The following is a 24,917-nucleotide window of genomic DNA, read 5'->3' on the forward strand; positions in this document are numbered from 1 at the left end:
GCAGAAAAATCCTCTCTAAGCTACACCTAATTCTTCATCTGCTGGCTGTTGTTGCTCCTTTGCAGCACTCAATTCCTCAATAAAAGCGTCAATTGCCTTGGCTGCCGACTGCTTGCCTGTTTTCAACTTAGAAAGGATATTTTCGCGTATTGCTGAATAATCTGGTACGACTTGCTGTTCAACAGAACTGTCTTCTTGTATGGGTAGAGCAACTCCACCATTACGCTCATCTATTAAACCCTTTATCTGGGTGATCGCTTCGGCTAATTCCTGCCTAATCACCTGTTTTATCTCTTCCCCATCAGGTGTAGATGCAGCTAAAGCAATTACTTCCTGTTTAACTATTTCCTTAATCTCATCACCATCAGATAACGCCAGCCCAGCCTTTGACTGACCCAGGATTCCCTGGAGAAGTCTTGTCGCTGTGTGATTTAATGACTCATTTTCCGAAATCTGCATTGCCGATAAAGCTTTGATTTCTGCATCAGTTAGCCCAATTGAAATTGTCACCTTAGCCATAGTTTTGATTCCTGTAAATATTAATCTTACGCATCACCAATCTGGAATTTTACTGTTTGTATACAGTTTCTTTGACAGTAGTTCTCTTGCTTACCTAGAATCTGTGTGTGTCAGCAAGTTTTCGACTATCCTACTTACAAAAACTTCGCCACTTGACTACTTTTTATCTCAGATGGCTTGATCTCGTCTTAAATTAATGAAGTTGCCATTAGTTAAATTCTAACGCACACTTATTTAATAGTTATACTTAGTCAAAATATAGCTATTAAGGTTAGAAGCTACTCACTTTTTCTTAGAGCGATTTTTTCGACGAGATTGTGCCTGCATTTTTTTCTTGTTTTTAGCTTGAGTTTTAGCTTTTTTTGGTGTCCAGGAAATTAATTCGTCTGGGTTAATATAGAGGGTATCCAGTTGTGGAAACCTTGATTGTTGAAAACAGTCCCAATTTTTCGTTTCTGATATCACATCTTCAATAAAAGAGTAACGCGAATTATCCCGCAGTTTTTCTAAAGCCCCTTCTATCCCCAGTTCAAAATAATCATTGACATCTTCCTGCTCTATAAAAAACTGGTCAATTAAATCTTCTTCAAAAACTTTATCAATCTGTGGCTTAAGTTCAATTGCACAAAGCTGGGCGCTATTGGTTACTAAATTAGTCCAAATATAATCAAATTCTTCCCCAACTCCATTTGAGAAAAATTTGGCATAATATTGTATAACTTCTTCTCTAGGAGTAACTCTTTGAGCTACCAAAACTAGCAACGACTCTAAAGCAGCATTTCTCACATACTCGTTGACTTGTTGGTTTTCTATTATTTGTTTTAATGGTTCAATGTTTCCGTGACTAACAGAAGCAAGTATTCTCCCTAAATCTTCAGTCACTATATCTCCGATCAGATCCATTGAGATTTCACCTGGAGCCGAAAAAAACTTGATGATTAAAGGATATGCTAATGGTTCTCTAAATTGTGCTAGTAAATACAAAGCATAAATGTGTAGTATGTAATCATTTCTATCTGATAACTCTTCCGGGTTGTTACTGAACTTTTCTAAAGCTGTTAATAATATGGGAGTTATCGCTGTTCGTTCTTCAATAGCTCTTTCTAAAGCTAAACGGGGAAATTTCCCTGTATTGTTTTCTAATTGGGATAAAATTTCTTCTAGTTCCATCTTTTCAAATTTAGCTGTCTTTTTAATAAACGGCAGTGATTCAAGTCCTTAACTTTCCTCAAACTAAAACTAGTTTACCAAGGTTAGTATCTCCACAGTTCACACTTTTTGTATCAAAAATTCACTGACGTTGCAAGGGTGAGAACTTTATTAAACTCTTGCTTAGTTTGCTGTGTGCTAGGGTTAGTTCTTATCTTTTGGGCTAACTTTTACCTACAAAAAACCAACTGCAAGTCCAATTTCAGTATGATAATTGATGGTTGAGTACAGTCAAGGGACTATATATTGTCACTAACACGTTCTGATCTCGAATCTAGATGCTTGCAGCAGACTATCCTACGTTTACTGGCAGATGTCCCCAGTGTGACGGTGAATTTGACCGGAACTATACCTATTGGGTGCATTGGGACTGCGCCAACTCAGAATACGGGTTGGATGGATGATTCAGCGTAAGGTGCGATCACCCAGGCGCGTTGGTATAGCCATCCATCGCTTTTTCTTACTTCTTTGCACTTAATGCCTGTTGACTCAATTGCATCACAATATTTTGAGGCAATGGGTCTATGACAGCATCAGTTGGCAGTGATTGGATAAAAGCTGTCACCTCTTCTTGGGTTTTGTATTTCCCTTCACTCCAAGCTGAGGCTATTTGTTTAGCCAAGAGATTAGCCTCATCTCGATTGTTGTGGGCAGTAATACATTGAATATCATGTCCAGTAAATGATATCCATGTCTGCCAAAGTCCCGTTACTGGATGTTTTACAATCCCTGTGGTCAGTTCATTATCCTCAAGCACTGATTTTTTCTTTGGGCGACCGAATCCTTTAAACATGGCTATATTGAGTAAACGCTATCTTTTCAGAATGCCCGGAATAAATGCAGCGATCGCACTTTTTTTACATCTGCAACCCAACACCCACGTCCCCCCTGCCGTTGCCCCACGCTGTCTTGAGAAAATCGAGCGCGACAGCAGGAGCAGTGATTCGATTGCTTGACCACTAGCAATAATGCATCTATGGCGCTACTTTTTCTTTGAACAGCTTCCCTGGAGAAAATCCAGGAACTCTAGTAGCTGGAATAGTCATTGTCTCTTGGGTTTTGGGATTACGCCCCTCGCGCTCGGAGCGTTCACGCCGCTCAAATGAGCCAAACCCAACTAGCGTTATCTTCTCCCCATTCGCTACAGCTTCGGTCACGACTTCTAAAAAAGCACTAATGATTCCATCAGCTTGCTTTTTTGTGACGTTGGCCTTTGCCGCTACAGCATCCACTAATTCGCCTTTGTTCATAAATCACCCTGAAGCATTGCAGAAAATCTAGCATTATTACCCCTAGTTAGGAAAGGGGAAAATGAATAACAATCAAGCAGCATACCAAAGTTAACAATGCACAGCTACTGCTGTGGCGACTTTGAATTAATGGGTACAGCCAGTTGAGTTTTAGCAGAGCAGTTACTGTAGTCAAACAGTCAGCAAAAGATTGAGCTAGATTATTTGCGTTTTTCATACGTGCCGAACCGCAGATTTTGCACAATTATCTCTAAAGTTCTTGCTCCCAATCTTCAATTGCAAGTCCATTAACTCGACGAAACTCTTCTACATTGTGTGTCACTAGTGTTAAGTTATTCACTAACGCAATTGCTGCAATTTGCAAATCATAAGGGCCAATTGGTGTACCGAGTGCTGCTAGTTCTGCCCGTATTATGCCAAAAGTCCGAGCGGCTCGATCATCAAAGGGCAACGATATAAAATTATTCAAGAATGCTTCTTGTAGTCCTAAAGTCCGTGTTGGATTGTTACTTCGCATTGCACCATAAAATAGTTCAGCTTTTACTATTGAACAAACAGCAATATCTGCGGGTGAGAGCGACTCTAACCTTTGCCTTACACTAGACATCGGACGATTTAGATAAACAATACAAGCATTAGTATCTAACAAATATCTCACTCGAATTGCTCCCTAGTGTCATACTCACCTTGGGGATATCTTTGGATTGGATCATCTGCTAATGCTCCGGCTGTTTGCTCAAAAAATCCTGGTGGCCATCCCAATTCTTGAGGTGTTTTTGAGGGTGCTGATGGTTCTATCTGTTGATAAATCACCACGACTTCCATTTCTTTGTCTGTGATGCCAACGGGAATCTCAAGGTGCAAAATGCCATCAGCACCAACATGAGAACATAACTTAATACTTTGCATTACTACTTTCTCCTAGTCCTTGGTTGATTGAGAATTAAGTACTATCTCATCTATGTTGCCGTATTCAAACTCAATCAAATTCAACAGCTTCTCTTCAAACGCCGTCAAATACAGTCGCTTCACCTCACCTAAATGCTTTAACACAGTATGAGCAGCTTCTTCTAGTTTATCGCTCTCCTGTAATCTACTAATGCAATCAGCTCTGGCGCTTGCGTTCCGCCATCGCAAATCAAGCTCCTTGCCCCCAGGAATGGGGATGACTCCTCTTAGGTACAATCCATTCCACACATACTAAAAACTCCTTGCAGGGCTTTCTTACAAGGGGTGGGTTAGGGGGAATCTCCAGAAAATAAAATGCCCTGCTATCGCGTTGCACCTGGAGGCGCAACGCCCACCAGTCCTTGGGCTTATCCAAAATGTATTTGATAGAGCGGGACATTTTATTATTTGGAAAGGCAGGGGTGATAAGAGCAAAGACAGAGGCAAGATACCCTTGTTTTTGACTGTTAGCTTAAATTTCCAGTTTCCTGAACAACTCTCTTTAACTGCTCAAAGGTAATACTACCGTCTTTATCGCCGTGCATAGCTAGCAATTCCTGGGGACTACTCACACCCGTTTCTGCCGAAATGATCGCACTTAAGCCAGGGCTAAAAAAAAGCTCATTTTTAGAAATTTTGCCATCTTGATCGCTATCCAAGGTATTAAAAAGAGATTGAAGCTCTTGCTCAGTTGCCATAATTTTTTTATCTGAATTCATTTTTCAATTTAATATCCCAGAATTTTAACAAAGACACAAGAACAGTTAATAAAAACTTAATCACTTATTCTTAATCGCTTTTTAAGTTTGACTTCTATTTACTCACCTGTGCTTATTATCACACTAAGTTTTGTTCTCGTTTGCCTTAAGAAGTGCTAAAGAGCTTCGTCATCCTGGGGAGTGATGAGATAATGTATGGGGATAAGGTGATCAGGGCGATTAAGTGGTCTTAATTCGCCAAGCTAGTAGTTGTTTTTGATTCTATAAATCAATATTAACTCATATCTTGCACCTCTACGTACAACCCCAGGTAAAGTAAAAAGATGCGTGATAAAGCTACCTCATTTATATAAGTTTTTAACGCTAAATCAATGGTTTCAAATTTTTACTGAGTAGTAAAATTACATCAATTCTTCTTGGTGCAAGATGTGAGTTAAGGTAAAAAACTTTAGAATATTCTAATTGTTTTTCTTCAATGGCTTTTCTTGTTTCGATATTAATTAACTCGGAAAATCTTGTTTGACGCCAAGTTCTATTAATCATATTTTCTTCACTTAACTAAATAATAAAGCTAATAATAATGTCCTGGCATATACCTTGTTCCGGAAATTCTGGGTTATTCTAGATTTCAGGCATCTGAATATTCTTATCTGCGGGTAAGATTGTAGAATTTTTGTTAGTTAGATATTTACATTTAATGTTAATTAAATGTTGAAACTCTTATAATTTCGTTGATTATTCTAAAAGCATAATTTTTGGCAGTTCTCAAAACCTCACATGATAAGAGACGTTTTCAATTCATATTAGTCATTACTTATAATTCTAGAGGCGTTACGCTTTATGTAAGGAAATAAATTTAGTTAAGATTCCAAAATGTCCTCACCACAAATCCAATCCTACGGTTGTAATAGCTCTTTAGACCAGCCTTCATCCACTCTGCCGTCGTGGAAAATCAAACTGCTGTATGATGGTCAATGTCCCTTGTGTCTGCGTGAGGTTAACTTTTTGAAGAAGCGGGACGCAGGTCGAGGACTGGTAGCGTTTGTAGATATTGCAGCTGATGACTACAGCCCCCAAGCACATGGCAATGTTGACTATGAAACTGCAATGGGGCGTATTCATGCTGTGTTGCCAGACGGAACGCTAGTTAAAAATGTTGAGGTTTTCCATCGCATTTACGAAATTCTGGGGATGGGTTGGGTCTATGCTGCAACTTCCTTACCAGTTATCGGTGCTATTGCCGACTTCCTATATGGAATTTGGGCAGATTGGCGACTTTTCTTAACAGGACGACCAGATTTAGCGACTATTGTACGAGAGCGTTCTTCTCGACTTGCTTGCAAGACCCAAAGCCGTTGTCGCTTAATGGATGGAGATGACTAAGCCCAGTTTCACAATAAACGATGTTTTACTAAAACTGAAGTCACAGGTGAACAGGTGTAGCACATCATTGAGGCGCTGCTGGAAAAATTGGTAGTGATGGTGCAGGAGTAGGGGAATGTCGGGGCGATTGCTCTACTCCTACTCAAGCAGTTTTCCGTATTGCTTCAAGTTCCTCACCACAATTACACTACTGTGTTGGTTGGCTATGAGGCACAATGGTTACCTCGCCTCAGAGCGATACTACCAGACAAGCTGTTTGACTTTGGTGTGCGTAAACGGTTGAACCTGCCTTAAACCACAGCATGATTTAATTTGGTAACTAATTCGGAACTCCAGTTGCTCTCCACAGTAGCAATGTCTAGTATTAGGGGCTGGCTGGAGTTACAGATGGTGCTGAGGGTGATGGTGATGCTGGTGGTGTTGTTGGAGCCTCTGTAGTAGACTGACAGGCCCCTATAAGTACACTTAGCCCAAAAGCTGAAACTAGAAAAATAAATTTTTTGTTCATCATTCCTATGCGAATAACTTACTTGAGATGAGCAAATCATCTCTGAAAATATCGCTATGTAATGCTGAGTTTTTCATATTTTACGTCTCTGTGGTCAGTTCATTATCCTCAAGCACTGATTTTTTCTTAGGGTGACCGAATCCATTAAACATAGCTGTATTGAGTAAACACAATTAAATGCCCAAAATCAACACAGCGATCGCACTTGTGCAACATCTGCAATTCCACACTCACGTTGCCCCATGCTGCCTTTATAACAGTGCGACAGTGGGAGGAGCAATTGTGATTGCTAGTGGTAAAGCCAATGCATCTATGGTGCTACTTTTTCTTTGAACAGCTTACCTGGAGAAAACGCAGGAACTTTGGTAGCTGGAATGGTCATTGTTTCTTGGGTTTTGGGATTACGCCCCTCGCGCTGGGAGCGTTCCCGCCGCTCAAATGAGCCAAACCCTACCAGCGTTACCTTCTCCCCATTTGCTACAGCCTCTGTCACGACTTCTAAAAAAGCACTGATGATTTCATCAGCTTGCTTTTTTGTGACGTTGGCTTTTGCTGCTACAGCATCCACTAGTTCGCCTTTGTTCATAAATCACCCTGAAGTATAGCGATCGCTTGTGACAAAGCAGTACACTTGCTATGTACAAAAAATCAAAGAGTGCAATGGCGTACCCACCCGCCGTAGGCTATGAGTATTGTGTAGGGTGATTTATTTCTCTCATGCAAATTTAACCTTAACTTACCTGAATGCAACCTATACTTTAGCTGTATTTTCTAACAAAGAATTTTATGCTGAAGTTACATTCTTTCGCTAAGTTTTCTTTATTAACACTATTATCAACAATCCTGATTTGGCAGTACCCAGCTTTTGCTTGGAATAAGTCTGGACACATGGTTTCAGGAGCGATCACCTACAGCGAACTCAAGCAGAATCATCAAGAAGTAATTGAGAAAATGGTTGCCATTTTAAAAGAACACCCTGAATACTCTAAATTTGAGCAGCAGTGGAATTCCCTCAAACAATCTAATATTTCTGCTGAAAATAAAAATTTGTACTTGTTTATGTGGGCGGCAAAATGGCCAGATGAAGCCCGTGGCAATCAAACATTTGATCACCCTACTTGGCACTACATAAATTTTCCTTATCAACCAGGCAGTTCTTCAAATTCAATTCCTCGTCAAATTCCTGGTGAAGAAAATATTATATTTGCTTTTCAAAAAAATCTTGATATTGTTCAAAGTAATGCCACTAACAGCGAAAAAGCAGTTGCGATATGCTGGCTATTCCATCTAGTAGGAGATGTGCATCAGCCATTGCATACCACCAAATTAATTACTAACCAGTATCCAGAACCAGAAGGTGATAGAGGCGGTACACGTTTTTATATTAGAGTTAAACCAGATAGTCAAACAATTAGTTTGCATAAATTCTGGGATGACCTCATACTAGGCTCAGAAAATTTTCAAACTGTTCGCAACACCGCAACCAAGATAAGAGCCTCCTATCAACGCAGTAAATTACCAGAATTAAGAGAAACTCAATTTAATAATTGGGCAAAAGTAGAGAGTTTTAATATCGCTAAACAAAAAGCATATCTCAATGGGAAACTTTCTGGCAGTAGTGATAAAAGTGATGGAAAGCCGTTACCGCCAAATTATGCTGCTACCGCCAAACCAATAGCAGAACGTCGGATGAGCTTGGCAGGCTACCGTCTAGCTGATGTGCTTAACAAACTGTTCGGCAAGTGATAAAAGATATACAATCTCTTTTGCTCTCCACTTACATGATGTGGGTGGTTTTTGATTTTACTAGAGTGATCGTCTCACCCTAAAAATACAAGCGTTCGCATGATTGCGTCTCGTAGAGAGGAAAAATTGGGAGTGCGATCGCATCATCTGAGGTTTCCGCCAGAATCGTTAAAAAGTTCAGGAACGACGGGGTTGTCAAGTATTAAAAAGCGCTTACAGTAATCAAAGCTCTTACACCATGCTACAAAAAGCGGTGATGGTAAGTTTTAATTTCTTGGGCATACCGTTTCGTTTCTAAATTATTGGTTAACTAAAACTGCAACAGCACATTCGTGTTCTGGTATCCCAGTTGAGGGTAAACATTACGTTTATCCAGAAATGGCCAATAATCAACAAAAGCAATGCCAACTCTGCCAAAGACAGATGGAATATTTGACTGTCCATCACTTAGTTCCACGACAAAATACCAAACGCAAAAAACAAGACCCAGGCCCAACAGCAAATATTTGTTCTGCCTGCCATCGCCAGATTCATGTTTTATTCGATAATAAGCTGCTAGCCCTTGAACTCAACACTTTAGACAAGCTTAAAGATGAACCGCAAATGCAGAAATTTTTGGTTTGGGTAAGAAAGCTTTTCCCCAGGGAAGCGGGTATCAGTCCATCGCTAAAAAATAAGGTAGGATGGCGTAAGCGCGTTGCTCCCGGCGAATATGCGATCACACGACTTGTACCCTAATGATAGATACGCTCTTGAATTTAGAGTAGTAAGCAAGGGTGATATCAGTTATTGCAAACATTACTATGACTAACCCTCAACCTCTACTGCCACAACCCGAACTAGAAAGAGCAGGAATTACATTTGAGCAGTATGAAGAATTTACTCCCGAAAAGTTGGAACTCTGGGACGGATACCTGGGCTACAGCTCCCAAAATCAACTTGGGTTTCATTTGGCTATTTTGAGAAATATGGGACTACTGACAGCAATTCGTCACACAGAATTGTCACTGTGGATAGAAGCCCTAAACCGTCATATTCGAGAAAAACTACAAATCGTTGATGCCCCACCAGAAGTAATCGAAATAATGTTAGATCGCCTAAATCAAGCAGTGTCAGATTTGACCGCAGTGGCAGAGTATTTGGAGGAATAATGTGGCAGATGTCGGGGCAACCATGCTGGGTAAGGCAAAGACGTTTTAATATTGCTGTATTCTTATAGTCAATGTTTTTACTTTTAAATACCCACTTAATAATGCATCATTCATACATTGCATGGCTTGTCCCAGCAGTCTTGGCTTTAATTGGTTTTGGGCTAGATATAAAAAGTGCGACAGCACAAACTAATTACAAATTCAATGCCACTTATGACGTATTCTCCACATCTAAGCCTGTCACGTTGGATGTTTCAGCAACAACTATTTCAGGGCAAAGTATTGATGCTGCTTATGATTTAACGAAAGTTAGCGGTTTAACATACAGCCAAATTAACTTTGCTACTGGAGAGTTCCGTTTTAACACAGATGCTGTTACATTTGGCTTACAAGGCTTGCCAGTAGGCGAAGTAGTGTTGTTTGGTAAAGGCAGTAATAAATTGTTTGGCACAAATAACGCTACTGGAGTAATTGACTTCTTCTCCTCAAAAGGGACTGCTACAAATATTTTTACTATTACTAGTGGCGAAGGTTTATTTAAAGGCGCTGTCGGCACACTCACACTTGAGGAAGTTTATCAAATCAGTCTAGACCCAAATATTCCTACCACAGGCACATCGAAAGTAAATGGAACTATCCAGGTATTTGAGGAAACAGTTCCAGAGCCAAATACTGCCACTACCTCGGCTCTTATAGGCTTGATGGGGGCGGCTTTTTGGCTACGACGGCAAAGAAATACGCCCACTTCTAGCTGATAAAAGAACATAACCCTGTTCTGTCACTTTGGGAGAAACCAATGCCTAAAAGCCTTTAAGAGCCTGTCAAGAAACAACTTTTACAATTTGCTACCTAAAAAGCTTACTAAGAAAGCATTTCTAACTAAAAAGAAGGAAGGTTGTTTTGTGACAAACTCTAAGAGCTTTATTTTCCAGCTTTTTGCGGAAAATTTTAGTTCTAGGAGAAAATAAAGCTTTAAACTTTGACTAATTCAAAGTTTCAGAATCAGGCTTGGATAATGTTTTCCAAAAGCGACCAAGAAGGTTAAGTAACAAAATTCCTAGTTGAGTCTACAGCTTGCAGTAGGTTCTACATTCAAGAAAGTTCCTTCGCGGGATGTAATTGAACGCAACTGCTGGATAAAAGCCTTAAATCTGGCATCAGTTATGCCGAAGCCAGCTTCAGCACAAGCAGATAACCCACCTTCGATGGGAATTGGAGCGCCTTCTCTTGGGCTATATACAATAAATTTATCAACAGTACCAGTACCAACCGCAAACCCGATAACTTGGCGAACTGTTCGCAAAGCGGCATTATCTAATGCACCACCAATACTGCCAATACTGATATTAACCGCACGACTTTCAGCTAATGCTGGCGTACTCATCGACAATACTGCCCCGACAATCATCAAACAGGCATCAGTGAGAGGTTAGAGTGATTGCACTTTTGTCAAGAGGGTGCGGGAAAAGGCGATAAATCCAGCTTGGAGACTGGTTTTCGCAGGGCTTTAACTACTCCTAAATCTTGATTTTCTTTGGCAGCGAAGTACTTAATTGGGTCATCCGCCTTACCTTTATCATAGGCGACACTAAAATGATATAAACCACGAAAAATCATCTCTAAAGAAATGCGGTCAAATGGCAAAGATAATTCGTCTGCAACCGCATCTCCCAAGTCAACCAATACTGCATAAAAGAGCCAAGTTGCCCACACTTGTAACTTCACACCATTAATAGAACCAGTCCATAAATATGACAGTCCCAATAAACGCTTGACCACGTAAAAAGCTTCTTCAACTCTCCATCTTCGGCGATATAAATCTGCGACAACGTAAGGAGGTAAGATTTGTGGGTCGAGGACAGAAGTAATCCCGGATTTCTCACAAAGCTTGAAGGAATAGGGGTCAAAAACTGCCAAAATGTATATTGCAAAAGAGTTTCAGCAGTTTGAAGTATGACCCCAAATAAAAACGATTGTATACCGGAACAGTTCAGATTTGAACCTGTAAAGTCATGTCCAGTTATAGTTAATTTCAAGGGTAAACCTGTAACATCGGATGCAGGACTAATACTAATTGCGGAACTGGACAGAAAAAGAGAAATAACATCACGGCTGGCAGCATGTTTCAAAGACTACCGAGAGCCAAATAAAATTCTGCATCCAATTAATAGCTTAATTGCACAAAGAATATATGGCTTAATCATGGGCTATGAAGACTTAAATGACCACGAAACTCTACGCCATGATGCGATATTTGCACTTGCAGTTGGAAAAGTGATTAATTCGGAGCAAGAATCAATTACATTGGCGGGAAAAAGTACCTTAAATCGTATCGAGCATTGTCCAGAAAACGTATCATCAAGAGTGGATAGTCGATATCACCGCATTGAACATGATGCAGAAGCGATAGAAAATCTTTTGGTTGAAATATTTTTAGAATCCTACCCAAAACCTCCACGAGAGATAATTTTGGATTTAGATGTTACTGATGATTTAGTTCATGGTAATCAAGAAGAAACATTTTTTAATCCCTATTATCGGGGATATTGTTATGCTCCACTTTATATTTTCTGCGGTCAACAAATACTAGCAGCAAAACTTCGTGCATCTAACGTAGACCCAGCAGAAGGGGGATTGTCAGAATTACAACGGGTCATAAAAATAATACGTTCACGATGGAAGGATGTGAAAATTATTATTCGTGGAGATAGCGCTTATTCTAGAGAAGATATTATGTCATGGTGTGAATCTCAAACTGAAATTGATTATGTGTTTGGACTGGCACAAAATCCGAGGCTAATTCAGCTATCTCAATCAATAAAGCATCGTGCATCTGAAGAATACTCAGGAAGGCTTAAACCGATAGTCGATTTTTTTGAAACCTTATTCTCCCCATCACCAGATTTAACAAATGATGCAGCAGCATTTGTTAATAACTCAGTTTGGTATTGTTCTCTTGACTATCAAACTCTAGATAGCTGGAGCCATAGTCGTCGTGTTGTTGCCAAAGTTGAATATAGCTATGAAGAAGTCGATACTCGCTTTGTAGTCACTTCGCTCCCTGTTAATAAAATCCCGCCAGGGCGACTTTATACTCAAAAGTACTGCCCGCGCGGGAATATGGAAAATTGTTTAAAAGAACAAAAGCTAGGGTTACATAGTGATAGAACAAGTACCCATACGTTTGAAGGAAATCAATTACGTTTGTGGTTTGCGTCTATTGCTTATATTTTGATGAATGCTCTACGAGAACAATGTTTAGCAAAGACGGAATTCAAAAATGCAACTGTTGAGACTATACGCACAAAATTATTGAAGCTAGGAGCCGTCATTACTATTAGTCAACGACTAATTTTAATCGCAATTAGTAGTGCCTGCCCTTATAAAGAGATTTTCGCAATGGTTTATAAGAGTTTATCTCAATTACCTTGCCCTGGCTGATAATGACCTAATTGAATTCATAAGTAATAACTGATTTTGATTTTTAATAGCTGGTTTTTAGGGTTATTTTACTTGATTTAAACCCATGACTTGGCATATCAATTTTTATTACTAGAAGTTAGTCTTTTCAGTATTTATTGCTTTTGATGTATTTTATATATCTTTAATGGGGTCGGTCTTTACTTTGAGTTGCCCACGTTCTGGAGGTATTTTGATGATGTATTAATTAAATCATCTTAAATTTGGCTAATCCAAGCATTTTTTTTCTCACTTGTGAGAAATCCGGGTAATATAAGAATAGCTAGTTTTACCAACCTTAATTTCTATTAAACGTAAAGTAAGCACTGGTGCACCACGACGAACAGTTCCAAGTTGAATCAATCGGTCTTTAACTGAATGGTCATAGCTGAAAATTTTTAAGTACTTAATAGATGCTTTGGCTTTTAAACGAGTAATAAAATGAACTTCTTGGTTAATGAGTTGTTGTAAAAAGTGGAAATGATAAAAACCTCTATCAAGTAAGATCAGAGTTTTAGCAGGTAGTAGTTTCAGCAATGGAGCTTCAAAGTTAGTTTCTGATGCAGCAGGATTAGTGTGAAACCAAACTTCAATAGGTAAGCGATTGACTAAATCAATAACTGTACAAATCTTTCCTGCTAATTGACCTGTTTTCAAGTCTTCTAGGCTTTTTAGCTTTCGGAATAAGGCTTCTAATGTAGACCCGTCAGCTATCCAAATTCGTTCAAAATTAAGAAGTGCAAATTTAACACTATCAGGAAGTGGTCGCTTCAGCCGTCGTTGCCAATTAAGTTGTAACTGAGGTAGTAAATCTTTAAATACTCGCTCAAATAATTCAGATGGGAATACTAAAAATCTTTCAGAAAGAGATTGTTGAGCAATTATTCTAGAACGACACCACAATAAATCTTCTCTTGCTAAAAGCCTTGTTAATTCTTGAACTCCAGGAACTTGTCGCCACAATAAAGTTAATACTGCTGCTACCATGAAGGATAGGTTGATAATTCTATCTCGTAAACCTAACTGCTTATAGTATTTTTGTTGAGCAAAGATAGCTGGAGTTAGTAACTCTTCTAAATGCGACGCAATCGCTTCATTATCTATGGTAGGAGTATTATGCTTTTGCGCGTGGTCGGAGTTTCGTTTTGCAGCTTTGGGCATAGTAGTCAACAAGCACTTTTCATTACCGCATTTGATTACTGAATTTACAATAATAATGAAACTCACTTTTGAAAAATTTATTCTCTCGTTACAATACTTTTTTGCCTCACATTTTAGCCGTTAAAAACTTATAGATAATGATAATCAAATAGAGAGGAAGGAGGCGAGTGTCGCTCGCCTCCTTCCCCTCCCCCACGCACGATTATCATTTTCATTAAAGTTTTTTTGAGTATTTTAACTGATTGACAAAATTTACTTTATTCTAACCTCTCACCGATGTCAAACAGGTGAAACTCTTCATTTTCTTCCCTCATTCAGACTTGAACTTATGTATTTACAAAAACATAGACTTATTAGTTAATAAGTACTTAAGCAAAATTAATTTTATATTATGTAAATAGTAATTTAAAATATCTTCTGGTTGTCAATAAGGTCAAAAAATGCGATTTATTAAAGATTTAAATATTGATACAATCAAATTACTTAACAGAATATATAAACAAAGTTCTCATTATCAAGTAAAACAGAGAGCGCACTGTATTTTGTTGAGCTATAAAGGAAAAACAATTTCGGAATTGATGGAAATTTTTCAAGTCACTCGAGGAACCATATACAATTGGATGAATGATTGGGAAGAATACAGATTGTTAGGACTATATAATCGCCCAGGGCGAGGCAGGAAACCAATTTTTAATGAACTTCAAGAGCTCCAAATCAAAGAGTGGGTAAAACAATCACCAAAAAATTTAGGAAAAGTATTAGCTCAAATTGAAGAGCTCTGGGGAGTCAAAGTTAGTAAAGATACAGTAAAACGAATTTTAAAAAACTTTGAAATGACATGGAGGAGATTTAAAAGGGGATTAGCAGGAGAGCCAGACCCACTGGAATATAAGGAAAAACAGGAGGAACTCACTGTTCTAAAACAACAAGATAAATCTGGGGAAATTGATTTAAGATATTTAGACGAAACCGGATTTTGTTTAACACCTTATATACCTTATGGATGGCAAGAAAAAGGAGAAAATATTAAAATTGATAGTAGTCGTAGTCGTCGCCTAAATGTACTAGGATTAATGAATTGTGCTCAAGAATTAGATGCCTATATATTTGAAGGAAATGTTACAAGTGATGTCGTTATCTCTTGTCTTGATAAATTCGCTGGAAATCTTCAAATAAAAACCATTGTAGTTATGGATAAAGCGTCTTTTCACACAAGCAAAAAAATCCAGCAAAAAATTAGCGAGTGGCAAGAGAAGAAATTAGAAATATTTTGGCTACCATCCTACTCCCCTCAATTAAATTTAATAGAAATTCTCTGGCGTTTTATCAAATATGAATGGATAGAAATAGATGCATACTCTAGTTGGTCAAATTTAGTTAACTATGTTGAAAAAGTCATTCGAGATTTTGGAGAAAAATACATAATTAATTTTGCATAGATACTTATACGGTCATTATCTGAAGATAATCATTTATTAAAGCAGGGGTTAAGAAGCAGCTTTTTGACAGGTTTTATGGGTGGAACAGTACAACATTGGCATGGTTGCGCCAACGTTAAAGACGAACGCGCAATTGGACAAGTGCCTTAAAAGCCTCAAAAAATGCCTTCCTTCTCAACCTTTGCCTCTAAGTGCAAGGCAGAGAGCGAGCGCACTTGTCTAACATCTGCAATCCAAGACCCACGTCCCCCGCTGTTGCCCCACGCTGCCTTGAGAAAATCGAGCGCGACAGCGGGAGCAGTGATTGATGCTGGTAGCAAAGCAATGCATCTATGGTGCTACTTTTTCTTTGAACAGCTTCCCAGCAGAAAACGCAGGTACTTTGGTAGCCGGGATAGTCATTGGCTCATTGGTTTTGGGATTACGCCCCTCGCGTTCGGAGCGTTCGCGTCGCTCAAATGAGCCAAAGCCAACGAGCGTTACCTTCTCTCCATTTGCTACAGCCTCGGTCACGGCTTCTAAAAAAGCACTGATGATTTCATCAGCTTGCTTCTTTGTGACGTTGGCCTTCGCTGCTACAGCATCCACTAATTCGCCTTTGTTCATAAATTACCCTGAAGTATTGCAAGTAAAGGAAATTTACTCTACCATGACTAACTTCTGTGAGAAAAGGGGGAAAAGGATTAACAATCACTCAGCATACGAAAATTAACAATGCATGACTACTGCTGTGGCGACTTTGAATTGATGGGTACAGCCAGTTGAGTTTCAGGAGAGCATCTGCTGTAGTCGAACAGCCAATCTACAGTTTGCGCTTTTTTCAGGCGATTTCTGCGGCTTTGCACAAGGTTTACTATGGGAGCGACCAGTAGCAATCCCAAAGTCCACATCAGCAGGGCTTTCCATAACCTTGCGGGTGATTTGCTGCGGAATTAGGAAGGGAAATAAAGTTATTGCAATTGTCCAATAATAGGGAGTAAATGAAATTTCAACGTAACTGGGGTGTTTCTAGGGGATACTTAGAGGTTGTTTCAATCCCTAATAGGGAGTAAATGAAATTTCAACCCCACTCTTGGGACTCTAAAAAGCGGCGAAGGCGGTTTCAATCCCTAATAGGGAGTAAATGAAATTTCAACAAAAAAGGAATTCGGTTGACTCCAGAAGTGTTAAAAGTTTCAATCCCTAATAGGGAGTAAATGAAATTTCAACTGCGACCTTCATAAGTCACGATACCCTAGATAGGTTTCAATCCCTAATAGGGAGTAAATGAAATTTCAACCTGCGTCCGAGGGTATTTATGTTGCTAAGCCCGTTTCAATCCCTAATAGGGAGTAAATGAAATTTCAACTCATAAAGCATCCTTAGTCGATGCTTTAGATGATATTGTTTCAATCCCTAATAGGGAGTAAATGAAATTTCAACTTTTTGCTGTTTTTCCGCACAAGTTAACCTGCCAGTTTCAATCCCTAATAGGGAGTAAATGAAATTTCAACTTTACAAGCAAAATCTCATGCTTGGTGCAAAGAGGTTTCAATCCCTAATAGGGAGTAAATGAAATTTCAACCTTCCCTGCGAAGACGCGATCGCAATTTCCTTTGTTTCAATCCCTAATAGGGAGTAAATGAAATTTCAACCAGAAAAGCAGAAGGACAGGTCATTTCCTCACAAAGTTTCAATCCCTAATAGGGAGTAAATGAAATTTCAACCACCCAAGCCCCACAAGCCAAAGTCTAAGCCTTATCGTTTCAATCCCTAATAGGGAGTAAATGAAATTTCAACGCGATCGCGGTTTCTTTCCCATCTCGAACAATTGCGTTTCAATCCCTAATAGGGAGTAAATGAAATTTCAACTCCCTGTGTACAAGGAAAGCCACCGCAACATTAACGTTTCAATCCCTAATAGGGAGTAAATGAAATTTCAACTGTTCTTCTGGAGAGACAAAAGCTGGCTTAACCATGTTTCAATCCCTAATAGGGAGTAAATGAAATTTCAACATGGATCAGAGGTTTTTAATTCTCGAAACTTGTTTCAATCCCTAATAGGGAGTAAATGAAATTTCAACCAGCGATATTTATCTGATTATGAAATACATATCAAGTTTCAATCCCTAATAGGGAGTAAATGAAATTTCAACTTCCCCCAATGAAAGTTACGGACATGATGAACTATGTTTCAATCCCTAATAGGGAGTAAATGAAATTTCAACCCAACGTATCCAGTTTTGTTGGTCGAGTTGAGTCGGTTGTTTCAATCCCTAATAGGGAGTAAATGAAATTTCAACCCTCTAAGCCAAAGCTTGTTTCCTCTGCGCTGGATTTTGTTTCAATCCCTAATAGGGAGTAAATGAAATTTCAACTTATCGGTGACAGGGCTGAGGATGAAATTGCAGCGTTTCAATCCCTAATAGGGAGTAAATGAAATTTCAACAAATTTACTGGTTACAGCTTGAGTAGTCCCTAGCTGTTTCAATCCCTAATAGGGAGTAAATGAAATTTCAACGTGTGTACTGTTCATCAACACCAGATATGGTTTATGTTTCAATCCCTAATAGGGAGTAAATGAAATTTCAACTCTGTGGGAGATGGTTGCGCGATCGCAAATCACGGTTTCAATCCCTAATAGGGAGTAAATGAAATTTCAACTCCTTGTATTGTTAATGGTGCTGATGGTATTAAGCGTTTCAATCCCTAATAGGGAGTAAATGAAATTTCAACGTACAAGGAATACCAGGAAAAGACGGGAAGGATGGAAAAGTTTCAATCCCTAATAGGGAGTAAATGAAATTTCAACCTGTTTATCCTGGATATTGTTGTCTAGATTGTGCTGTTTCAATCCCTAATAGGGAGTAAATGAAATTTCAACCTTCCCGTAGCCCAGTTGTTCGCTCAAATAAGTTTCAATCCCTAATAGGGAGTAAATGAAATTTCAACCTGGATTTCCGCCAACGGCGACCTAATGCAGTGGTTTCAATCCCTAATAGGGAGTAAATGAAATTTCAACTTTATTTGTGCGATCAGTCCGACATTGATTTCAAGGTTTCAATCCCTAATAGGGAGTAAATGAAATTTCAACCATCTCTGCAATAGAACTAGTTACGCCAAAAATGTGTTTCAATCCCTAATAGGGAGTAAATGAAATTTCAACTGATAAGTGCGATCGCTCTCTGGAAAAATATCAAGTTTCAATCCCTAATAGGGAGTAAATGAAATTTCAACGGCAGAAGCCCAAAACACGTTATTTATTATGTTTTCAAGGTTCTGTTTCGCGGATGAGCTAATCATAACATGAAAAACTTAGATAGAGATTGAGGAAAATAGCTAAAAGCTAGGCTGTATAAGGTGCGCGGATGCTTTGTTAACTATTTTTCCAAAACCCTTACAGCGATTGAATTTGAAGTTCCTTTTACTCTATCTCGTTTTTACATCTACCCATCCGCGCACTCAGCAAAGAAAATAGTGTCATCACGAATTTTTTCACCACCGATACGTTCAACTTTACCCAGGCAGCAAGCACATAGGAAGTAAAAGAGGATACTATCGCTTTCAGGCTTTATTAACTTATTCAAACGCAAACGCAACCTTGCATACTGAGTATCACTCAGTTGACACTCAAATATACTGTACTGTACCCACTGCCCATAGGATTTGAGAACCTTGTGAACTTTGGTACGGCGCTTATCTTCTGAAATATCGTAGGACACAATAACATTCATTTCAACCTCTCCAGTATCTACTTCAAAACCAGTGGGGGATATTTCTCAATTTCACCCATTAAGTATTTCGCCAAGAGTCTAGCTTGAATTTCAAACGCTTCCTGATAACTACATTTGCGCCCTAGTACAGGATGTTTAAATTCGGATTGTTTCTTTTGTGTATATTGCTGCAAAAATCTTTTTCGTCCTTCTGGGATTAATGAAACTGCCCCACTCAAAGGTTCTGTGAGAAAATCTGCTGTTGTTAACAACTGTTTATTTAACGTAGATAATACTACTGCATCTACTATTAAGGGGCGAAACTCTTCCATTAAATCCAATGCCAATGATGCTCTGCCATAGCGTTCGCAGTGTAAATATCCTAAATATGGATCAAATCCTGCAATATTGACTGCACTTTGAATGTCATGCTTTAACAAGGAATAACCAAAACTAAGTAAAGAATTAACAGGATCTGTTGGTGGTCGCCGAATACGCTTGTTAAAAGTAAATTCTGTAGCCCGAATCAGCTGATTAAAGCAACCAAAATAAGCCGCGCTTCCAGCACCTTCTAAACCACGCAGCGAATTAATGTTTTTTGTAGTATCAATTGGTGCGATTGCCTGCTCTAAACCTGTTACATTCTTAGATAAATCTAAGCCTGAGCATTCACGTTGACGACGAATAAGCACATTTCGGTAGTTTTTCAGCTTCCCACGCACAAAGCTTTGTACAACATGAATTGCTTGGGCTGACTCACCTACTGCTTGCCATTGGGCTTTACGCACAAAAATATTTTTAGTTACTTCGGGTTCTATCCTTCCCAAGTAACGACCAGTTTCTGTGAGAAATGTAACAGGTATATGCCGCTCCAGTAATTCAGATATCACAGCAGGTGAAACCGTAGCTCTTCCTAAAACTACAACACCATCTACCTTAATTAGTGGTACATCTAAAATCGTCTTTTTCTCAAATTTGACGTGTAGTCGCTCATCTACTTTCCCAATAAAAGCATCTTCTTGAGTTACGTATACTGTACCCATAGTTGCATCCCAAAATTATTTGTTAGTGTTTACAAACTTCCGATTAACTAGCTTCTTTATAGCGTCCTACTTTTTCCACAGCTTGTGGCAGGCAATGTGAATATAGACTGCATCCATCACAACGCTTACTTTTAATGGCTTTTGGCATTGCACCTGTTAATAGCAATGCTTGAACAGCTTCAATAGTCGCGATCGCACTCTGGCGCAATTGTTCTGAAATTTCAACTAGTTGGCGTTGGTGAGAGTGTGCATAGTAAATGTAACCAGTACTAATTGATTGACCCGTCATTTCTTCTAAACATAAGGCTTGAGCGCAGACTTGCAATTCATCATTGTCCCACTCGCTTTTACGTCCCCGTTTGTACTCTACTGGATACCACTCTCCATTTTCTGATTCAATTAAGTCTGACTTGCCAATCAGCTTATATTTATCTGATTTCAACCAAATTGCTCTGATTTGCCAAGTCTGTTCCCGATTTGCTTCTCCAACTGTATGAACTCGCTCATGTAAACTTGTACCTTCTATTGTGTATTGGTTATCAATAAACTCGCCTGCACAAAACATTCGCCAGCAGCGATGTGAACAGTAAGCATATTGATTTAAGGCTGCGATAGAAATATAATCAGTGTCATTCATCAGTTTCAGGTTAAATTACAAATTTACAATCGGCGTACCATTCCCATCCCCATTGTTGTTTTACGCCCTAATCCTGCGTATAGTGCAAAGTCAGCCAATGCATTTATGCGTTTAATTGCTAATGCTTCAACATTCCCCAGCATTCGATAGCTAATTCCACCAACACAACCTATAAACTTACTCTCATAGTTACTAACAACTTCAGTGTTGATATTAAAAGCGCTTGGATAAACTGACTCAAGGGGAATACTAGCAATCTCAATTCCACTATATTTATTCCAACGGCTAAGAAGGCTATTAAACACATATTCTTTAACAGGGAGGACAGTATCATATCCTCCTTGACGGAAAGATACAGGTGTTGCAAAGCTAAAGTTCAAATTGCGCTCGCGGTCTGATGCTTTTTCATAAAGTTGTGTATAGGTACAAGCATTAGCCCAAGATTGCGTTAATTGTGGTGTACCTTGAATACTAGTAATGTGTAAGTTGGCCGAACCTAAATGCCAAGGGTGTTCTGGGTTAAGATTAAACCACAGTGGAGTTAATCTTTTAAATAGACTGTCATCAAGCAGAGAGATACGCCACCAGCAAGGAGTACCAGCCGTGATAGGTTTTTGATAACTAAATTGCAAAGTATGATGATTTTGCTTATATTCTTGTTGGATTTGCAATGGTGAGAGAGTAAAAGCTTTATCTGCGTTAGAGGAGTGTAAATAGTCTCCCAAAGATTTATCGACAAAACTGATTAGGGTTAGAAATAAAGCGTGGTAGTGCCTGCCAGTTAAAAATTCAGGGTATATGGGAGACTGAGGAATTATATTAAGTACGAGACTATGGGGCATACTTCTTAATCTTGGTAAAGTAGAGTTTGCTAGTATTTGGTATTGAGTTTAAGCAACATCATAAGTAAATAAATATTTAGAATTTATGATTCAGAGTAACATTAACCTTTATATCAGCCTAATAAACCTAGATATTATGCCTTACTTACTTGTAAATTGCTGTATAAGCTATTCAATCATCCTGCAATAAAAACCTCATCATCTGGGAGATGTAACTGTTTAAACTTCGTTGCCATTGTTAAGATTCCTGACAACCCTGCTAAAATTTCGTATGCTTTTTCGCCATCATTACAAACAGTAGTTATAGGATAAGAAACAATTCCTTGTTTATGTAATTGGAAAAGAGCAGCAGCATTAGTCCGAGGACAAATAATTACTCCTGGTAATAGATATTTTGATAATGCCTGTAATTCTGGTGTCGGGCGTACTGCTTCTCCAATACTACGGACAATTTTACAATTTTTAAAAGCTGTTAGCTTATTTAACTCTGTATTAGCAAACTCCTGCCTGCTACCAAGATAACGCATTCTAAAGCTAAGTTTATAAGTTTCAGTAGCACGGCTGGTGATTTCGATAAAATTACCATTTTGAGCAAATTCGTAATAACGCAATAAATGAAAAGGATCTAATTGTGTTTCTCCAAATTCATCTGTGACTAAATTGTAAGGATCACGAATAGGAAGGCTGTCCAATAGGCTATAGCGAAAACTAAATAACGGAGTATAGCTGGTACTAAAAACCTTAGCAAATTCTTTTAGTTCAGTTACTAAATCATCATCTTCTTTAAAAACATCCTCGTATACATCTAATTTTATACGTCCAGATTGTAAATCATCCCACTCTTCAGGGGATTTTATCTTAATATAGGTTTTTACGAAAGCTTGTCCACCTTTAAGATATTTCCAGCCTGTTTTTAAATTATCTAAAGATTCTTTAGCTATATTTTCCGCGCCGCGTAAAACTTTCATTCTGTGGCGGTAATATTCCCAATTACGTTTACCTTCCAGAACAGATTTTAACGTATTAAACAATTTAGGAACCAATTCTGCATCTGGTAAATTTTCAAAAACTTCTTCCAGTTCCAACAGAGGACGCGCAATTTCTAAAGATGCTTCTGAACGCCAATAGGCTGTCAAAAAAGGCTTATCCAAACATGGAAGGTTATCAACCATTTCTTTGAGTGCTGTACGTCCTCCAGTAGTGTCAAGAGAAGTTAAGCCTTCCTTCCATGCATTAGCAGGTAAATAAGTAATAACCTCTGAGTCAATGTTAGCTTCAGATTTACCCAAAACACGCCCTACTCTACCAATTCTCTGCCAAAATGCAGCGCGATCGCGCGCTGAAAAAATCAACCAATCTAAGTTTTGCCGTTTCGGTTCAGGATGTCTTTCAAAATTAAATCCTACATCTACTGTGCTAGTAGCTAAAATAATTTTACATTGCATAGCCCTTTGTCTATCTTTTTTGGGTGTAGGGCCTGTAATGCGTCCGATGTAATCACCAAGTCCTTGCTGTCTTAACAAAGTTGATAGACGATTAATATTATCAAGAGAGTCAAGGATTACAGCACCATTTTCATTAGGCCTTTCTCGAAAACGTTGGACGACTTCTGCTGTTAATTCTGCTAACCACTCTTCCTTACTTTCTGGCTTAGGTCTTAATTCCAGATTAACTGCTGTTTGTGATGGCAAAAAATTCTTATTACCTAATTCTCCATCAATTCTCGCTATCTTCACACCAGCTTGCTTTAAACTTTCTAATGCTAATTCACAAGCTGGTTCTGGTGTAGCTGTGAGTAATACTATCTTTCGTCCGTTCTGAAAAAAGCGAAAAACGTGAGAATATGCCAGATAAAACAGCATTCCTACTAACTGTTTCGCATCGTATAGGTGAAATTCATCAAAAATGACTGTAGAAAATTTGGTGTAAAAACCACTAGCAATATTACCTCTATCTAGCTGATTATATGCAAAGAAAGTTGCATAGTAAAAGATATCAGGATTTGTGACTAAAATGATGGGTGTATTAGCCCCAACATCAGGAAAAACTGTAGCTGGATTCCGCAAAACATTATACAGCTTCTCCCCCGAACGACTGCCAACTTTATCGTTAGACCAGCTTTTAATATCTTTAGCTGAAGCTGATTTGATAATATGGGGTAAGTTAGCATCACTAACAAACTTTTTTGCCGCTTCTGTTTGCTGTTGAATTAAAGCATTTGTTGGAGCAATGTAAACAGCACTTTTATTTGGCTGATGTTTTAATACTGTGAGTCCTGCATTGGTTTTACCTGTACCAGTTGGTGCTAAATCAAGGATAATATCTGCATCCTTAGATTGTTCAAATACATCAACTTGATGCTGAAGTGCATTTTTCATGAAAGATAGTTCACCTGGCAAAGATGCACAAGCTGAAATACTGCGCGGTTCTAATCTGATAACTAATCTTTGATTACTCATTGTTACTTTCTCTGCCGCAAAATTTTAAACCTGCTGGTACAACCATTTCTCCAAGTTGCCAAGCAGCACCCCGAAAACGAAGATTTTTAATGATGGGTGCAGGAGGGATAGAAATTAAATCGAACGCTAAAGCCTCTATTTGCTGGGGTAAATCAGCAGCATTTAGATAGTGTTGACTTTGATATTCACCTTCTGGTAGTAAAATCACAGGAAATTCATTAAGCACATTCACCTTGACTTTACTCATGAATTTACCAAGGCGAATATAATTGGGTAATTGATTATTTCCAAATACCAAAGTTTGAAATTTGTTTCTGCGTTCAATCATCCGTAGTCTTCCAGTTTGCGGAAAATTACTCGGTCTAAATGAACTTGGTTTTTTCCCTTGGCGTTGTAATGGTAAATCTTCCCGCGCCGTAGCAACACGGTTATTAGTCATTGCATACCAGTAAGAATCAGAAAGAGCATTGAAACGTTCAAATCTGAATGTCACACTACCTACTGGTGAAGCTGGTAAGATATAAAAATCCTGCGCTATGGGTTGTAAATCTTCTTTGTAGGTTGGTCGTCCGGTAGCCTGACCTTGGAGGCGATAGGGGGAATTTACTCTACCTAAAGCATAGGTAAGAGCATAATTCCCAATTACCCCCTCAGTGTAATAGGTATCAGACAACTCCCTAGAGGCAAAAAACACTGGTTCAAGACAGTATAATTCAACAAGTTTTGCCTGCTGAAAAGGAATTGTTGACATA

33 protein-coding genes, 1 pseudogene and 1 CRISPR repeat array are annotated in these 24,917 nt (G+C 38.7%); of the genes and pseudogenes, 13 read left to right on the forward strand and 21 right to left on the reverse strand.

What is annotated here, in order from left to right; all coding sequences use genetic code 11:
* Positions 1-15 precede the first annotated feature (15 nt).
* Positions 16-519, reverse strand: coding sequence for a hypothetical protein (locus WKK05_RS36915; RefSeq protein WP_341531567.1), 504 nt, complete (start codon positions 517-519; stop codon positions 16-18).
* 282 nt (positions 520-801) lie between these two features.
* A complete protein-coding gene (locus WKK05_RS36920) occupies positions 802-1,689 on the reverse strand; it encodes a DUF1186 domain-containing protein (RefSeq protein WP_341531568.1) in 888 nt (295 codons plus the stop codon).
* 285 nt (positions 1,690-1,974) lie between these two features.
* Between WKK05_RS36920 and WKK05_RS36925 the strand changes: the two genes are divergently transcribed.
* Positions 1,975-2,142 (forward strand): hypothetical protein, encoded by a 168-nt coding sequence (locus WKK05_RS36925; protein ID WP_341531569.1) that lies wholly within the window; start codon positions 1,975-1,977, stop codon positions 2,140-2,142.
* Between the two features lie 46 nt (positions 2,143-2,188).
* Here the strand turns inward: WKK05_RS36925 and WKK05_RS36930 are convergent, their stop codons facing one another.
* Positions 2,189-2,521 (reverse strand): hypothetical protein, encoded by a 333-nt coding sequence (locus WKK05_RS36930; RefSeq protein ID WP_341531570.1) that lies wholly within the window; start codon positions 2,519-2,521, stop codon positions 2,189-2,191.
* Between WKK05_RS36930 and WKK05_RS36935 the strand changes: the two genes are divergently transcribed.
* Positions 2,520-2,684, forward strand: coding sequence for a hypothetical protein (locus WKK05_RS36935; protein WP_341531571.1), 165 nt, complete (start codon positions 2,520-2,522; stop codon positions 2,682-2,684). The genes WKK05_RS36930 and WKK05_RS36935 overlap by 2 nt on opposite strands.
* Before the next feature lie 18 nt (positions 2,685-2,702).
* Here WKK05_RS36935 and WKK05_RS36940 read toward each other — a convergent pair whose 3' ends face one another.
* The 6 genes from WKK05_RS36940 to WKK05_RS36965 form a co-directional block, all read right to left on the reverse strand.
* Positions 2,703-2,978, reverse strand: a complete 276-nt coding sequence (locus WKK05_RS36940; protein WP_341531572.1) for an HU family DNA-binding protein — start codon at positions 2,976-2,978, stop codon at positions 2,703-2,705.
* Between the two features lie 250 nt (positions 2,979-3,228).
* Positions 3,229-3,636 carry a type II toxin-antitoxin system VapC family toxin gene (locus tag WKK05_RS36945; protein ID WP_341531573.1) on the reverse strand — a complete coding sequence of 136 codons (408 nt, stop codon included), beginning with the start codon at positions 3,634-3,636 and terminating at the stop codon, positions 3,229-3,231.
* Entirely contained in the window at positions 3,633-3,887 is a 255-nt protein-coding gene (locus tag WKK05_RS36950; protein ID WP_341531574.1) for a hypothetical protein, read from the reverse strand. The genes WKK05_RS36945 and WKK05_RS36950 overlap by 4 nt, the downstream gene beginning before the upstream one ends.
* Positions 3,888-3,899: 12 nt before the next feature.
* Positions 3,900-4,175, reverse strand: a complete 276-nt coding sequence (locus WKK05_RS36955; RefSeq protein WP_341531575.1) for a hypothetical protein — start codon at positions 4,173-4,175, stop codon at positions 3,900-3,902.
* 218 nt (positions 4,176-4,393) lie between these two features.
* Complete coding sequence (locus WKK05_RS36960; protein WP_341531643.1) at positions 4,394-4,624, reverse strand: EF-hand domain-containing protein; 231 nt, start codon at positions 4,622-4,624, stop codon at positions 4,394-4,396.
* A 384-nt stretch (positions 4,625-5,008) separates the two neighbouring features.
* Positions 5,009-5,188, reverse strand: a complete 180-nt coding sequence (locus tag WKK05_RS36965) for a hypothetical protein (RefSeq protein ID WP_341531576.1) — start codon at positions 5,186-5,188, stop codon at positions 5,009-5,011.
* Between the two features lie 330 nt (positions 5,189-5,518).
* Here WKK05_RS36965 and WKK05_RS36970 point away from each other — a divergent pair, with 330 nt between their 5' ends.
* The 4 genes from WKK05_RS36970 to WKK05_RS36985 all read left to right on the forward strand — a co-directional run bounded on the left by WKK05_RS36970 (position 5,519) and on the right by WKK05_RS36985 (position 6,869).
* Entirely contained in the window at positions 5,519-6,028 is a 510-nt protein-coding gene (locus WKK05_RS36970) for a DUF393 domain-containing protein (RefSeq protein WP_341531577.1), read from the forward strand.
* A gap of 159 nt (positions 6,029-6,187) precedes the next feature.
* Positions 6,188-6,322, forward strand: a complete 135-nt coding sequence (locus WKK05_RS36975) for a hypothetical protein (RefSeq protein ID WP_341531578.1) — start codon at positions 6,188-6,190, stop codon at positions 6,320-6,322.
* Between the two features lie 18 nt (positions 6,323-6,340).
* The gene (locus WKK05_RS36980) at positions 6,341-6,466 is read left to right on the forward strand and encodes a hypothetical protein (protein ID WP_341531579.1); all 126 of its coding nucleotides are present in this window, start codon (positions 6,341-6,343) and stop codon (positions 6,464-6,466) included.
* A 247-nt stretch (positions 6,467-6,713) separates the two neighbouring features.
* Complete coding sequence (locus WKK05_RS36985) at positions 6,714-6,869, forward strand: hypothetical protein (RefSeq protein WP_341531580.1); 156 nt, start codon at positions 6,714-6,716, stop codon at positions 6,867-6,869.
* Here the strand turns inward: WKK05_RS36985 and WKK05_RS36990 are convergent.
* The gene (locus tag WKK05_RS36990; protein ID WP_341531581.1) at positions 6,847-7,122 is read right to left on the reverse strand and encodes an HU family DNA-binding protein; all 276 of its coding nucleotides are present in this window, start codon (positions 7,120-7,122) and stop codon (positions 6,847-6,849) included. The two genes, WKK05_RS36985 and WKK05_RS36990, sit on opposite strands and share 23 nt — an antisense overlap.
* A gap of 200 nt (positions 7,123-7,322) precedes the next feature.
* Between WKK05_RS36990 and WKK05_RS36995 the strand changes: the two genes are divergently transcribed.
* From WKK05_RS36995 to WKK05_RS37015, 5 genes are all read left to right on the forward strand, one after another.
* The gene (locus tag WKK05_RS36995) at positions 7,323-8,282 is read left to right on the forward strand and encodes a S1/P1 nuclease (protein WP_341531582.1); all 960 of its coding nucleotides are present in this window, start codon (positions 7,323-7,325) and stop codon (positions 8,280-8,282) included.
* A 99-nt stretch (positions 8,283-8,381) separates the two neighbouring features.
* On the forward strand, positions 8,382-8,504 hold the full coding sequence (locus WKK05_RS37000) for a hypothetical protein (protein WP_341531583.1): 123 nt from the start codon (positions 8,382-8,384) through the stop codon (positions 8,502-8,504).
* A 156-nt stretch (positions 8,505-8,660) separates the two neighbouring features.
* Positions 8,661-9,020 (forward strand): HNH endonuclease, encoded by a 360-nt coding sequence (locus WKK05_RS37005; RefSeq protein WP_341531584.1) that lies wholly within the window; start codon positions 8,661-8,663, stop codon positions 9,018-9,020.
* A gap of 65 nt (positions 9,021-9,085) precedes the next feature.
* A complete protein-coding gene (locus WKK05_RS37010) occupies positions 9,086-9,433 on the forward strand; it encodes a hypothetical protein (protein WP_341531585.1) in 348 nt (115 codons plus the stop codon).
* A 101-nt stretch (positions 9,434-9,534) separates the two neighbouring features.
* A complete protein-coding gene (locus tag WKK05_RS37015) occupies positions 9,535-10,188 on the forward strand; it encodes a hypothetical protein (RefSeq protein WP_341531586.1) in 654 nt (217 codons plus the stop codon).
* A 302-nt stretch (positions 10,189-10,490) separates the two neighbouring features.
* Here WKK05_RS37015 and WKK05_RS37020 read toward each other — a convergent pair whose 3' ends face one another.
* The gene (locus WKK05_RS37020; protein ID WP_341531587.1) at positions 10,491-10,817 is read right to left on the reverse strand and encodes a hypothetical protein; all 327 of its coding nucleotides are present in this window, start codon (positions 10,815-10,817) and stop codon (positions 10,491-10,493) included.
* Positions 10,818-10,882: 65 nt separating this feature from the next.
* Positions 10,883-11,302 (reverse strand): annotated as a pseudogene (locus WKK05_RS37025) (transposase); the annotation flags it as partial.
* A gap of 84 nt (positions 11,303-11,386) precedes the next feature.
* On the opposite strand from WKK05_RS37025, the gene WKK05_RS37030 reads away from it, so the two are divergent.
* Positions 11,387-12,874: an IS1380 family transposase gene (locus tag WKK05_RS37030; RefSeq protein WP_341531588.1), complete on the forward strand. Its 1,488-nt coding sequence runs from the start codon at positions 11,387-11,389 to the stop codon at positions 12,872-12,874.
* A 267-nt stretch (positions 12,875-13,141) separates the two neighbouring features.
* Here WKK05_RS37030 and WKK05_RS37035 read toward each other — a convergent pair whose 3' ends face one another.
* The gene (locus WKK05_RS37035; protein ID WP_341531589.1) at positions 13,142-14,053 is read right to left on the reverse strand and encodes a transposase; all 912 of its coding nucleotides are present in this window, start codon (positions 14,051-14,053) and stop codon (positions 13,142-13,144) included.
* A 440-nt stretch (positions 14,054-14,493) separates the two neighbouring features.
* On the opposite strand from WKK05_RS37035, the gene WKK05_RS37040 reads away from it, so the two are divergent.
* Entirely contained in the window at positions 14,494-15,492 is a 999-nt protein-coding gene (locus WKK05_RS37040) for an IS630 family transposase (RefSeq protein WP_341531590.1), read from the forward strand.
* Between the two features lie 330 nt (positions 15,493-15,822).
* Here the strand turns inward: WKK05_RS37040 and WKK05_RS37045 are convergent, their stop codons facing one another.
* From WKK05_RS37045 to cas5d, 8 genes are all read right to left on the reverse strand, one after another.
* Complete coding sequence (locus tag WKK05_RS37045; protein WP_341531591.1) at positions 15,823-16,098, reverse strand: HU family DNA-binding protein; 276 nt, start codon at positions 16,096-16,098, stop codon at positions 15,823-15,825.
* A gap of 116 nt (positions 16,099-16,214) precedes the next feature.
* Positions 16,215-16,382, reverse strand: a complete 168-nt coding sequence (locus WKK05_RS37050) for a hypothetical protein (protein WP_341531592.1) — start codon at positions 16,380-16,382, stop codon at positions 16,215-16,217.
* A gap of 66 nt (positions 16,383-16,448) precedes the next feature.
* Positions 16,449-18,708: direct repeats of the CRISPR family, unit length 37 nt; unit sequence GTTTCAATCCCTAATAGGGAGTAAATGAAATTTCAAC.
* A 209-nt stretch (positions 18,709-18,917) separates the two neighbouring features.
* Complete coding sequence (gene cas2, locus WKK05_RS37055) at positions 18,918-19,205, reverse strand: CRISPR-associated endonuclease Cas2 (protein WP_341531593.1); 288 nt, start codon at positions 19,203-19,205, stop codon at positions 18,918-18,920.
* A 17-nt stretch (positions 19,206-19,222) separates the two neighbouring features.
* Positions 19,223-20,227: a type I-D CRISPR-associated endonuclease Cas1d gene (gene cas1d / locus WKK05_RS37060; protein ID WP_341531594.1), complete on the reverse strand. Its 1,005-nt coding sequence runs from the start codon at positions 20,225-20,227 to the stop codon at positions 19,223-19,225.
* 43 nt (positions 20,228-20,270) lie between these two features.
* The gene (gene cas4, locus WKK05_RS37065; RefSeq protein WP_341531595.1) at positions 20,271-20,864 is read right to left on the reverse strand and encodes a CRISPR-associated protein Cas4; all 594 of its coding nucleotides are present in this window, start codon (positions 20,862-20,864) and stop codon (positions 20,271-20,273) included.
* 23 nt (positions 20,865-20,887) lie between these two features.
* A complete protein-coding gene (gene cas6, locus WKK05_RS37070) occupies positions 20,888-21,706 on the reverse strand; it encodes a CRISPR-associated endoribonuclease Cas6 (RefSeq protein WP_341531596.1) in 819 nt (272 codons plus the stop codon).
* A 176-nt stretch (positions 21,707-21,882) separates the two neighbouring features.
* Positions 21,883-24,165: a type I-D CRISPR-associated helicase Cas3' gene (gene cas3, locus WKK05_RS37075; RefSeq protein ID WP_341531597.1), complete on the reverse strand. Its 2,283-nt coding sequence runs from the start codon at positions 24,163-24,165 to the stop codon at positions 21,883-21,885.
* Entirely contained in the window at positions 24,158-24,916 is a 759-nt protein-coding gene (cas5d, locus tag WKK05_RS37080; RefSeq protein ID WP_341531598.1) for a type I-D CRISPR-associated protein Cas5/Csc1, read from the reverse strand. The genes cas3 and cas5d overlap by 8 nt, the downstream gene beginning before the upstream one ends.
* Position 24,917: the final 1 nt, after the last annotated feature.

Origin of the sequence: Nostoc sp. UHCC 0302, from assembly GCF_038096175.1 — a bacterium.
Lineage (GTDB): Bacteria > Cyanobacteriota > Cyanobacteriia > Cyanobacteriales > Nostocaceae > UHCC-0302.

Excerpts from the sequence above, each read along its gene's own strand:
- WKK05_RS36915 (WP_341531567.1), bottom strand. The coding sequence starts at position 519 with ATGGCTAAGGTGACAATTTCAATTGGGCTAACTGATGCAGAAATCAAA.
- WKK05_RS36920 (WP_341531568.1), bottom strand. The coding sequence starts at position 1,689 with ATGGAACTAGAAGAAATTTTATCCCAATTAGAAAACAATACAGGGAAA.
- WKK05_RS36935 (WP_341531571.1), top strand. The coding sequence starts at position 2,520 with ATGGCTATATTGAGTAAACGCTATCTTTTCAGAATGCCCGGAATAAAT.
- WKK05_RS36930 (WP_341531570.1), bottom strand. The coding sequence starts at position 2,521 with ATGTTTAAAGGATTCGGTCGCCCAAAGAAAAAATCAGTGCTTGAGGAT.
- WKK05_RS36940 (WP_341531572.1), bottom strand. The coding sequence starts at position 2,978 with ATGAACAAAGGCGAATTAGTGGATGCTGTAGCGGCAAAGGCCAACGTC.
- WKK05_RS36950 (WP_341531574.1), bottom strand. The coding sequence starts at position 3,887 with ATGCAAAGTATTAAGTTATGTTCTCATGTTGGTGCTGATGGCATTTTG.
- WKK05_RS36960 (WP_341531643.1), bottom strand. The coding sequence starts at position 4,624 with ATGGCAACTGAGCAAGAGCTTCAATCTCTTTTTAATACCTTGGATAGC.
- WKK05_RS36965 (WP_341531576.1), bottom strand. The coding sequence starts at position 5,188 with ATGATTAATAGAACTTGGCGTCAAACAAGATTTTCCGAGTTAATTAAT.
- WKK05_RS36970 (WP_341531577.1), top strand. The coding sequence starts at position 5,519 with ATGTCCTCACCACAAATCCAATCCTACGGTTGTAATAGCTCTTTAGAC.
- WKK05_RS36985 (WP_341531580.1), top strand. The coding sequence starts at position 6,714 with ATGCCCAAAATCAACACAGCGATCGCACTTGTGCAACATCTGCAATTC.
- WKK05_RS36990 (WP_341531581.1), bottom strand. The coding sequence starts at position 7,122 with ATGAACAAAGGCGAACTAGTGGATGCTGTAGCAGCAAAAGCCAACGTC.
- WKK05_RS36995 (WP_341531582.1), top strand. The coding sequence starts at position 7,323 with ATGCTGAAGTTACATTCTTTCGCTAAGTTTTCTTTATTAACACTATTA.
- WKK05_RS37000 (WP_341531583.1), top strand. The coding sequence starts at position 8,382 with ATGATTGCGTCTCGTAGAGAGGAAAAATTGGGAGTGCGATCGCATCAT.
- WKK05_RS37005 (WP_341531584.1), top strand. The coding sequence starts at position 8,661 with ATGGCCAATAATCAACAAAAGCAATGCCAACTCTGCCAAAGACAGATG.
- WKK05_RS37010 (WP_341531585.1), top strand. The coding sequence starts at position 9,086 with ATGACTAACCCTCAACCTCTACTGCCACAACCCGAACTAGAAAGAGCA.
- WKK05_RS37015 (WP_341531586.1), top strand. The coding sequence starts at position 9,535 with ATGCATCATTCATACATTGCATGGCTTGTCCCAGCAGTCTTGGCTTTA.
- WKK05_RS37020 (WP_341531587.1), bottom strand. The coding sequence starts at position 10,817 with ATGAGTACGCCAGCATTAGCTGAAAGTCGTGCGGTTAATATCAGTATT.
- WKK05_RS37030 (WP_341531588.1), top strand. The coding sequence starts at position 11,387 with ATGACCCCAAATAAAAACGATTGTATACCGGAACAGTTCAGATTTGAA.
- WKK05_RS37035 (WP_341531589.1), bottom strand. The coding sequence starts at position 14,053 with ATGCCCAAAGCTGCAAAACGAAACTCCGACCACGCGCAAAAGCATAAT.
- WKK05_RS37040 (WP_341531590.1), top strand. The coding sequence starts at position 14,494 with ATGCGATTTATTAAAGATTTAAATATTGATACAATCAAATTACTTAAC.
- WKK05_RS37045 (WP_341531591.1), bottom strand. The coding sequence starts at position 16,098 with ATGAACAAAGGCGAATTAGTGGATGCTGTAGCAGCGAAGGCCAACGTC.
- WKK05_RS37050 (WP_341531592.1), bottom strand. The coding sequence starts at position 16,382 with ATGTGGACTTTGGGATTGCTACTGGTCGCTCCCATAGTAAACCTTGTG.
- cas2 (WP_341531593.1), bottom strand. The coding sequence starts at position 19,205 with ATGAATGTTATTGTGTCCTACGATATTTCAGAAGATAAGCGCCGTACC.
- cas1d (WP_341531594.1), bottom strand. The coding sequence starts at position 20,227 with ATGGGTACAGTATACGTAACTCAAGAAGATGCTTTTATTGGGAAAGTA.
- cas4 (WP_341531595.1), bottom strand. The coding sequence starts at position 20,864 with ATGAATGACACTGATTATATTTCTATCGCAGCCTTAAATCAATATGCT.
- cas6 (WP_341531596.1), bottom strand. The coding sequence starts at position 21,706 with ATGCCCCATAGTCTCGTACTTAATATAATTCCTCAGTCTCCCATATAC.
- cas3 (WP_341531597.1), bottom strand. The coding sequence starts at position 24,165 with ATGAGTAATCAAAGATTAGTTATCAGATTAGAACCGCGCAGTATTTCA.
- cas5d (WP_341531598.1), bottom strand. The coding sequence starts at position 24,916 with ATGTCAACAATTCCTTTTCAGCAGGCAAAACTTGTTGAATTATACTGT.